The 9,983-nt window shown below is 60.6% G+C and carries 8 protein-coding genes; 1 reads left to right on the top strand and 7 read right to left on the bottom strand.

Annotated elements, in window-relative coordinates:
• Positions 1 to 75 precede the first annotated feature (75 nt).
• On the top strand, positions 76 to 1,518 hold the full coding sequence (locus ACLRGI_RS21945; RefSeq protein WP_503409130.1) for an AAA-type ATPase lid domain-containing protein: 1,443 nt from the start codon (positions 76 to 78) through the stop codon (positions 1,516 to 1,518).
• 507 nt (positions 1,519 to 2,025) lie between these two features.
• On the opposite strand, the gene tpiA is transcribed toward ACLRGI_RS21945, so the two are convergent.
• The 7 genes from tpiA to ACLRGI_RS21910 form a co-directional block, all read right to left on the bottom strand.
• A complete protein-coding gene (gene tpiA / locus ACLRGI_RS21940; protein ID WP_419203568.1) occupies positions 2,026 to 2,850 on the bottom strand; it encodes a triose-phosphate isomerase in 825 nt (274 codons plus the stop codon).
• An 85-nt stretch (positions 2,851 to 2,935) separates the two neighbouring features.
• Complete coding sequence (locus tag ACLRGI_RS21935; protein ID WP_419203567.1) at positions 2,936 to 3,172, bottom strand: hypothetical protein; 237 nt, start codon at positions 3,170 to 3,172, stop codon at positions 2,936 to 2,938.
• Positions 3,169 to 4,281 carry a transaldolase gene (gene tal / locus ACLRGI_RS21930; protein ID WP_419203566.1) on the bottom strand — a complete coding sequence of 371 codons (1,113 nt, stop codon included), beginning with the start codon at positions 4,279 to 4,281 and terminating at the stop codon, positions 3,169 to 3,171. Before tal ends, ACLRGI_RS21935 begins: the two co-directional genes overlap by 4 nt.
• A gap of 33 nt (positions 4,282 to 4,314) precedes the next feature.
• Positions 4,315 to 6,459: a transketolase gene (tkt, locus tag ACLRGI_RS21925; protein ID WP_419203565.1), complete on the bottom strand. Its 2,145-nt coding sequence runs from the start codon at positions 6,457 to 6,459 to the stop codon at positions 4,315 to 4,317.
• 204 nt (positions 6,460 to 6,663) lie between these two features.
• Positions 6,664 to 7,434: an SDR family oxidoreductase gene (locus ACLRGI_RS21920; protein WP_419203564.1), complete on the bottom strand. Its 771-nt coding sequence runs from the start codon at positions 7,432 to 7,434 to the stop codon at positions 6,664 to 6,666.
• On the bottom strand, positions 7,406 to 8,434 hold the full coding sequence (locus ACLRGI_RS21915; protein WP_419203563.1) for a sugar-binding transcriptional regulator: 1,029 nt from the start codon (positions 8,432 to 8,434) through the stop codon (positions 7,406 to 7,408). Before ACLRGI_RS21915 ends, ACLRGI_RS21920 begins: the two co-directional genes overlap by 29 nt.
• A gap of 58 nt (positions 8,435 to 8,492) precedes the next feature.
• Entirely contained in the window at positions 8,493 to 9,983 is a 1,491-nt protein-coding gene (locus ACLRGI_RS21910; RefSeq protein ID WP_419203562.1) for a sugar ABC transporter ATP-binding protein, read from the bottom strand.

Raw genomic sequence — 9,983 nt, 5'->3', positions numbered from 1 at the left:
CGCAAGAAAACCAATTAGCTATCGCATAAACGCTGGACTGCTAACGGGGGCCCAACCACGGACGCCGGCCAGCTCATCACCCCTGCCAAGCGCCTGCTTGCTTCGTGGCAGCGAAGCGAGGAATACGGGGTTTCTGCCGAGGAAGTGGAGCCGACGTGGGCTGGCTCGGCAGGGACCGACTCACTGTTCTTCCAGTGCGGCCAAGAAGTGCTGACGGGTCTCTACAGCACATTGGCGAACGAGCCCCTGAGCCTCATGCTCACCGATGCCGGGGGCCTGCTCCTGAACAGGCTCAGCGGAGACACGTCTCTCTTACGGGCGCTTGACAAGGTTCATTTGGCGCCGGGCTTCGCGTTTTCCGAACGGGATGCCGGGACCAACGGGATGGGGCTCGCGTTGGCTGACCGCATCCCTACCCTCGTCCGGGCTGACGAACACTACAGTGCCAGCCTCCGGACCTACACTTGCGCTGCCGTCCCGGTCTTCGATCCGGTTTCTGGATTGCTGGAAGGCAGCGTCAATATCACCACGTGGTCCCGTTCGTCCCCCCAGTTGCTGCTGGCATTGGCCGAATCAGCGGCTGGTAACACCTCCGCCTTAATGCTCGCGAGGTCACAGGGCCGGAAGGAAAAAGTCGGGCCAAAGGGCGGCGTCTTCCGCGTCCAGAGGGGCAAGCTCGAACCGGCGGCCGGAACCGTGCGCAGGATGTCGTCAGCCTGGACAAATGCCCTCGACCAGGCGACTCACGCCCTTGCCTCCGGACGGGTTGTCGCCGCCGTAGGCGAGCAGGGCGCGGGGCGAGCTACCCTCCTGGCACAGGCAATGCGGCAGGTTCACCCGGGGAGCCGCATCCTCTCTGCTGCCGCCCCCACACCCAGTGACGTCGAGGCGTGGCTGTCACTCTGGACCCCCGAGCTGGCCAAGCCGGCAACCGCTGTCATTGTCGAAAACGTCGACGTGTTGCCCGCGTGGGCTGCGCAAGAACTCCATGCCCAGGCCCTCCGAGCACTGAGATCACTTCCTACGTCCCAAGGCGGAAGCGCACCGACGCTCGCATGGGCCGTCACTGCCGAGAGGCTCGACGGCGTCCCGCATCCCTTGGCGGGGATGGTCGACACAGTGGTTCCCGTTCCGGCACTGCGGGAACGCGGCGACGATGTTCTGCACCTGGCCAGATACGCTGCCCGCCAAACCCGTTTGCGGGAAATCAACTTCACCGCTGCCGCGGGCAAGGCACTAATGGCCCATGGCTGGCCGGAAAATATCGACGAACTCTTCACTGTCATACACGCCGCGGCCGCCCGCACAGAGACCATCGACATCAGCCACCTGCCCCCCTACCTCCTAAGTGGGCGCCGTCCGCAGCTGAGCAGGATCGAATCTCTTGAACGTGACGAAATAGTCAGGTGTCTCTCTATGCCAGGGGTAACAGTAAGCGGGGCGGCAGCTGAGCTCGGCATCAGCAGGGCGACCATCTACCGGCGCATGGCCAGGCTTGGAATCACAATTCCAAAGTAGGAAAGCGGACTAGCCGCTGTGTCATTCCACCGATGGCTCTTGTCACCGTTCCAACAAGAAGACAACCAGTCATAAGAGAGCACGTCTACTTGCTGGCCAGTGGTCAAAACAAAGATGTAGAAGCATTGGAACAAGGTGGGTGTTAGCAGCAACCGGCTATGCGAGGAACTTGGATCCATGACGCCAAGGACAACCACAACATTTCCGTCCTAAGCTGCGGCATCTGGCCGCGGTCACACCCATGAGATTCCGTTTCGTCAGCTTAAACCTTGACATGTTGGCGCCTGGGCGTCACAGAAGAACTCACTGCACAGGCTCTCCGAGCAGTGAAATCAGTCCTGATTCAGAAAGCGGAACCGATGCTTGCATGGGACTGGCGGGCCATTCATCCGGATAGGGCGACTTGGTAGCGATTCCGGGGTTTTCGTGCAGCCGGTGGGAATTGCGTCAAGAGACCTACGGTGCAATGGCGAACACCGCACCCTACGTCCGTTGTCGAGTGCGCAGTCACAAAGCCGGGGCAGCAGTTTGGGGCTTCTCAGCGCATGCGATTCTGGCGAATTCTGCTGAGTCAAGGCTGGCGCCACCGACTAGCACACCGTCAACATCAGGCTCGTTGAGGATGGCGGCGGCGTTGTTGGCCTTTACTGAGCCTCCGTAGAGGAGCCGGGCTCTGGCGGCCACGTCGGCGTCGAACAGTTCTGTCAGGTCCGCGCGGATAGCGGCGCACATCTCCTGGGCGTCCTGGGGGCCGGCAACTTCCCCTGTTCCGATGGCCCAGACAGGCTCATACGCGACCACAAGCCTAGGTGCCTGCTCTTCCGTCAACCCCTCGACGCCTGCCCTCAACTGGGTGAGCGTATGCTCAACGTGCGTTCCGGCTTGACGGATTTCCAAGCCTTCGCCGACGCAGAGCACGGGCACGATGGAGTGACGGTAAGCTGCCCTCACCTTTGCATTCAGGACGTCATCGGTCTCGTTGTGGATGGTGCGGCGTTCGCTGTGTCCAACTAGGACATACCTGCAGCCCAGCTTTGCCAGGAACTGGGCGCTGGTATCTCCGGTGTAGGCACCGGAGTCATAGGGGGAAAGGTCCTGACCACCACAGACCAGATCCAGACCATCGTCCTGGATGAGAGCCTGGACGGTGCTAAGAGTTGTGAGCGGCGGGAAAACGGCAACCTCAACGCGCTGTGGATCGTGATTTGCCTCCGACAGGCCCTCGGCCAGACTCTGCAAGAGGTCCGCGCCCTGAACATGGTCCATATTCATCTTCCAGTTCCCCGCGATCAGGGGTTTGCGCGGGCTGGAACTGTTGGTATATGTGGTCATGGCTTCCTCTACTTCTTCTCGATTGATGCTGATGGTGCTCTGTGGGAGGTACGTCCTTGGCAGAGATTTCGGGGGATGGGCTTACCTAGGGCTTTTCCTTGCGGTGCAGCCGGGTTCCGTCGAGTTCGTGTAGCAGACGCCGGGTTCCGACGCCCCATGCTCTGATCCAGGCGATGTCCGATTCTTTGCTTATGATCTCGATACAGGCCGTGTAGGTGAATCCGCCGGGGTCGATAACGTCAACTAAGTCGCCGACCTGAAGTGATGTCCAGTCCTGTGCGATTGCCTGGCCGTCATCGATTACCTGCTTGGCGCGTTTCATTGCGGTGCGGTGGCGAGTGCGCCTTCGACGTCGGCGAGGAGTTCCTTCCAGGAGCCCACGAACTTCTCGAGGCCTTCGGTTTCAAGGAGGGTCACGACGTCGTTGTAGGAGACGCCGAGCGCTTCGAGGGCGTTGAGGGTCTCGTTCGCTTCGTCGTAGCTGCCGGTGATGGTGTCACCGGTGACTACGCCGTGATCGAACGTCGCGTCCAGCGTCTTTTCCGGCATGGTGTTGACCACGCCTGCTGCTACCAGTTCGGTGACGTAGAGGGTGTCCGGGTAGGCCGGGTCCTTGACGCCGGTGGAGGCCCACAGGGGGCGCTGGGGGAGGGCGCCGGCTTCGGCCAGCACTGCCCAGCGCTCGGTGGAGAAGAGCTCTTCGTAGACCTGGTAGGCAAGGCGTGCGTTCGCGACGCCCGCTTTGCCCTTGAGTGCCTTGGCTTCATCGGTGCCGATGGCGTCGAGGCGCTTGTCGATCTCGGAGTCCACGCGGGAGACGAAGAACGATGCTACGGAGTGGATCTTGGAGAGGTCGTGTCCGTTGTCCTTGGCCTGCTCGAGGCCGGACTGGAAAGCGTTGATGACCGCGCGGTAGCGCTCCAGGGAGAAGATCAGGGTCACGTTGACGCTGATGCCCTCGGCCAGGGTTGCCGTGATGGCTTCGAGGCCTTCCAGGGTGGCGGGGATCTTGATGTGGACGTTGTCCTTGTTGACCTTGGCGTAGAGGTGCTTTGCCTCGGCGATGGTGCCTGCGGTGTCCCACGCGAGGCGGGGGTCCACCTCGATGGAGACGCGGCCGTCCACACCGTTGGTGGCGGCGGCGATCGGTGCGAAGAGATCGCAGGCGTCAGCGACGTCCGTGGTGGTGATTTCGAAGATGGTCTCTTCGATGCTGGCACCGGCCGCGGCCTGGGCTGCGATGGTGGCGTCGTAATCCGTGCCGGCGGTGATCGCGGCGTGGAAGATGGACGGGTTGGTGGTCACACCAACCACGTTCTTCTCGTCGATGAGCTTCTGCAACGTGCCGGTATCAAGGCGGGTGCGGGAGAGGTCATCAAGCCAGATGGAGACGCCGGCGTCGGAGAGCTGCTGCGTGGGAGTGCTGGTCATGTGTTTTTCTCCTTGTGAGAGGGAAGCAGACTGTTATGCGTTGGAGTCTGCGAGGGAGTCTTTGGCGGCGGCGGCAACGGCTTCGGCGGTGATGCCGAATTCGTTGAAGAGCCGCTTGTAGTCAGCGGAGGCGCCGAAGTGCTCCAGGGAGATGGAACGGCCGGCGTCGCCGACGAATTCGCGCCAGCCCAGTGCCAGGCCTGCTTCAACGGAGACGCGGGCCTTCACGGAGGCCGGGAGTACCGACTCGCGGTAGGCCTCGTCCTGCTTGTTGAACCACTCAACACACGGCATGGACACAACACGGGCGGCGATGCCTTCGGCTTGGAGGGCTTCGCGGGCCTGGACTGCGAGCTGGACTTCCGAGCCGGTGCCGATCAGGATGACCTGCGCGTCCACGGTTTCGCCGTCCTTGGAGGCCTCGGCAAGCACGTAGCCGCCCTTGGCAACACCGGCGGTGGAGCCGAACGTGTCGCCGCTTGCTTCGCCTTCGCCGCGGGCGTACGTGGGGATGTTCTGACGTGTCAGGACAATGCCTGCGGGGTTCTCGTGGTTCTCCAGCATGGCCTTCCATGCGGCGGAGACCTCGTTGGCGTCGCCGGGACGGACAACGTCCAGGCCGGGAATGGCGCGCAGCGAGGCGAGCTGCTCCACGGGCTGGTGGGTGGGGCCGTCTTCGCCCAGACCGATGGAGTCGTGCGTCCAGACGTACAGGGACGGCACACCCATCAGCGCACCGAGGCGGATGGCCGGGCGCTGGTAGTCGCTGAAGATCAGGAACGTGCCGGAGAACGCGCGGGTGCGGCCGTGCAAGGAAATGCCGTTCACGATCGACGCGGCAGCGTGCTCACGGATACCGAAGTGCAGTACACGGCCGTACGGGTTGCCCTTCCAGGCGTCCGTGGAACGGGACGTCGGAATGAACGACGGCGAGCCTTCAATGGTGGTGTTGTTGGACTCGGCGAGGTCCGCAGAACCGCCCCAAAGCTCAGGAAGGACCGGGCCGATTGCGTTCAGGACTTTGCCGGAAGCTGCGCGGGTGGAAACGTCCTTGCCGGCTTCGAACACGGGAAGCGCGGCGTCGATGCCCACGGGCAGCTTCTTGGCTTCAACGCGTTCCAGCAGGGCAGCGGCGTCGGGGTTGGCGGACTGCCATGCCTCGAACGAGCTCTGCCAGGCAGTGCGGGATTCGGCACCGCGGTCCAGGACCTTGCGGGCATGTGCCAGAACTTCTTCGTCAACGTCGAAGGACTTGGCCGGATCGAAACCGAGCACGGTCTTCAGTGCCGCGACTTCTTCGGCACCCAGGGCGGAGCCGTGGATCTTGCCGGTGTTCTGCTTCTTCGGTGCCGGGTAGCCGATGATGGTGCGCAGCGAGATGATGGACGGCTTGTTCGTCTCAGCCTTGGCAGCGAGCAGCGCTGAGTAGAGTTCCTGGACGTCTTCGACGTAATCGCCGGTCTTGGTCCAGTCGACGCGCTGGGTGTGCCAGCCGTAGGCTTCGTAGCGCTTGAGGACGTCTTCGGTGAAGGCGATGTCGGTGTCGTCTTCGATGGAGATGTGGTTCTCGTCGTAGATCACAACGAGGTTGCCCAGTTCCTGGTGGCCCGCAAGCGAGGAAGCCTCGGACGTTACACCTTCCTGAAGGTCACCGTCGGAAGCGATAACCCAGATGGTGTGGTCGAACGGCGACTCGCCGGCGGGAGCATCGGCGTCGAACAATCCACGCTGACGACGCTGCGAGTACGCGAAACCAACAGCCGAGGCCAGGCCCTGGCCCAGCGGGCCGGTGGTGATTTCCACACCCGCGGTGTGCTTGTACTCCGGGTGACCCGGGGTCAACGAACCCCAAGTGCGCAGCGCCTCAAGGTCCTTCAGTTCCAGACCGTAGCCGGAGAGGAACAACTGGATGTAAAGGGTCAGCGACGTGTGACCGGGGGACAGGACAAAGCGGTCGCGTCCGATCCAGTCCGGGTTCTTCGGGTCATGACGCATCAGCTTCTGGAACAGCAGGTACGCTGCCGGAGCCAAGCTCATCGCCGTACCAGGGTGACCGTTGCCGACCTTCTCCACGGCATCAGCGGCCAACACCCGAACGGTGTCAACAGCCTTCTTGTCCAGATCGGTCCATGACAGTTCTTGCTCTTCCAGGGTGGTGATGACATTTTCGTTCGACATAGGAGAAGCTTTCTGGTTCAGGTAAGCGGTGCTTAGGGCTCATGGGATCGAGCTGCGAGACTTAGGAGCCGCTCACCCGTGCTCAGCCCTAATCGGTTTCTTGAGAAGAAAGCTGGCCCCGTTGAGTGGTTGGCAGGTGTCCGCCGGATGTGATCGCAGACGTTTTGGATTGGACGCTAAGTCCCACTCAGTTGGAATCGCGAACTATTGGGCGCAGAAACCGCCGTCGGCCAAGAGATCAATTCCTGTGACGAAGGAGGAGGCTTCAGAAAGAAGGAAAACTGCGGGTCCTGCCATCTCTGAAGGGTCGGCAATCCGCTTCATTGGTGTCTCTTGGGCAAAGACTTCCATTTGATCGACCATTTCCGGTCGCGAGTTCATCTTCGTCATCGTGTATCCGGGGCTCAAGGCATTGACGCGCACACCGCGCTCAGCCCATTCCATAGCCAAGGACCTACTAAGGTGGATGACTGCTGCTTTGGCACTGTTGTAGTGCACCTGAGTAAGGCCGCGGTTGACGATGGACCCCGACATCGAGGCTATGTTGACGATGGAACCTCCTCCGTTTTGGAGCATGGCCCGTCCTTCGGCCTGGCAGCTGAGAAAGACACCGGTTACGTCGATATCGTAAACCTTCTGCCACTGGTTTAAGGGCATGTCCTCTGCCGGCGCCGCGTTGGCAATCCCAGCGGAATTCACAGCCATGGTGAGGGGGCCGAGGTCGGCCTGAATCTTAGAGACCGCCTCTTGAAGTTGTTCAGCATTGGTGACGTCAGCCTGGACAAAGGTGGCTTTAGCGCCGGCCGCGCGGAGGAGATGCAATGTTTCTTCCGGCCCGTCCCCGGGGAGATCGACGATTCCTACGGACCCATTCTGCTGAGCGATACCGAGCGCGATGGCCTGGCCGATGCCTGAGCCTCCTCCGGTGATCAAAGCTGTTCGGCCGTCAAGTGCGAATGATAGGGGGGTGTTCATGATGTTCCTCTGTAAGTTTGATAGGCACTGAGTCTGCTTCGAGCTTCAGTGCAGTTTCTTTGTCAGTGATGAGTACGTTGACCCATTTCCCAGCTGCCGCTGCCCTTATGGCGGCATATTTTCTTGTGCCGCCGGCGACCCCGATTCGCCGACCGATAGAGAGCATCTGCTCCGGGCTGATGCCGAGCACCCTGTCGTTCAGGCTGGACTCAACCAATGAACCGTGTTCGTCAAAGAATCGAAGGCAAACGTCGCCAACGGCGCCGGCCGCCGCGAGCCCACTGAGGTCGGTTTCGCCGAGTGAGTTTCCGGAATCCCGCAATAGGGGAGAGGGTTCTATACTGCCGATACCAAGTAGCAGGGTGTCCAGGTGGTCCCACTCTGCGGCGACCTCAGCCACGAAGGGGTCCTCCATCAACGCATCCCGTCCGCCGCGACTGGAGACGATTCCAGGCGCCGCAAGATAGCGCGGGGTCGCCTTGGTAACGCTGGCAAGCCGATCCGCGAGATGCGTGGCCTGCACCTGGACGGTGGGTTTACCGACTCCGCCGATCACCTGAACCACAGTTTCGGCCGTTTTGACATTTCGTGGTGCCATGGCGTCAACCGTTGCGAGGAGGGTTGCAGACCATGACGATAGGCCGACCCTGTTGCCGCCTGTCAGTGTTACTTCAAGGTAGCGTGCTGCTGCTGTACCTAAAGCTCGAATGATTGAAGGCTCATCGTCTGTGTGGACCTCCGCAACAACGACAGTCTGAAGGCCGTACTTAGCGGCTACTGCTTCCTCTAGATCGGTTTCCGCACCAGGTGGAGCAACGACGATGGTTCTGACAATGCCTTCCCTGATGGCATCCGAAAGCCACCGTGACACCCGCGACTGAGATACGTGCAGTTGTTCAGCGATCTCGGCTTGGCTGAGCTTCTGCTCGTGGTACATCCGCGCAGTTCTGACCACCAGGCCTAGCTGTTCGGTTGAGAGAGACTTGTTTCGCGGAGCCACGTTTGTCCTTCGCTAGATCTGCAGGCTAAGGATGAAATTATTTCACGCTTCCTTTCCACTACTTCGTCGCCAGTTCCATGACACGGGTAGGGGAGGCCTCGCTGGCGTCCAAGATGCCCTGATTCTGCCCGCGGGCGAGAACCATTACGCGGTGGGCCAAGCCGAGGACTTCCTCTAGGTCGGAACTGACAACAATCACTGCGTTGCCATTCCGGGCGAGTTCGGCGATAACTTCATAGATAGATGCGCGTGCGCCCACATCGATGCCACGGGTGGGCTCGTCGAGAATTACTAGCCGCGGATCACGTTCGAGCCATTTTCCGATGACAACTTTTTGCTGGTTACCACCGGACAGGGAGCCAACCGGCAAACTTACGTTCCCCTTCATGCCGATGTTCTTGGCCACAGTGCTGGCCATTTTGCGAACTTTCGAGGGCGCAATCCATCCGCCGGTGGATATCTTGGCCATATTGGGCAATGCGATATTGTTCTCGATCGTGTCCGAGACGACAAGTCCCTGCTGTTTGCGGTCTTCAGGGATGAGAACAATGCCCGCCTTGATGGCCGCCATAGGGTCATCTGACTTCAGGACGTTTCCGTCGAGCTGCACGCTGCCGCCGTGCCGGTGTTGTGCCCCCGCTATGGCACGTACTAACTCGGTGCGTCCCGCACCCACGATTCCGGCTATCCCGAAAATCTCACCCTCATGGACGTTGAAGGAAACTTCACTGAAGTTCCCTGCTTTGTCAGTAAGGTCCTTGACCTCAAGTACTACCTTGCTGGAGGGAGGAGCCACTTCAGGGAAAAGTCGATCTACTGGCCGGCCGACCATCTCTTCGACCAACTGTTTAGGGGAGACCTCACCTGAGGCATGCTCGGTGATTTTGCGGCCGTCCCGCAGAACTACGATGCGGGTTGCAATCTGTGCTATCTCTGCAAGCCTGTGGCTGACGTAGATGAAGGAAACCCCTTCGGCCTGCAGCGACCGTACGCACTCGAACAAAGCATCAGTCTCAGACTGTCCCAGGGAAGCAGTGGGTTCGTCCAAGATAAGCAGCGATGCGTTGAGCATCAGCGCCTTGGCAATCTCGACTTGTTGCTGCCCGGCGACGCTTAGATCACGGACGGTAGCATCCATGGTGCCTTTGAAGCCCAGCCGCTGAAGCTGTGCTTTGGCCTTTTCCCGCATGCTCTTGGCATCGAGAAATCCACCGCGCATAGGCCAACGCCCAACCATCACATTTTCGGCAACCGTGAGATCAGGCAGAAGGCGCATTTCCTGGTGAATCAGTCCGATCCCGGACGCGATGGCCTCTCCAGGAGTTGCCGGGGCATACGGGTTACCGTTCCAAGTCATGGAGCCGGTTGTCGGTTGTGTGACACCGGCGATGATGCTGGAAAGTGTGGACTTTCCGGCGCCGTTCTCACCAAGAAGAGCGACGACTTCCCCGGGAAAGATGTCCAGGTCGACGTCCTGCACTGCAGTAGTTCCTGGGTATTGTTTCGTGACGCCGCTGACTCTAAGGCCGCGGGTTTCCTCAGTAGGCAT

Source organism: Paenarthrobacter sp. PPS72 (assembly GCF_048537125.1).
In the GTDB taxonomy this organism is placed as follows: Bacteria; Actinomycetota; Actinomycetes; order Actinomycetales; family Micrococcaceae; genus Arthrobacter; species Arthrobacter nitroguajacolicus_E.
This window is presented reverse-complemented; position numbering and strand designations above follow the sequence as displayed.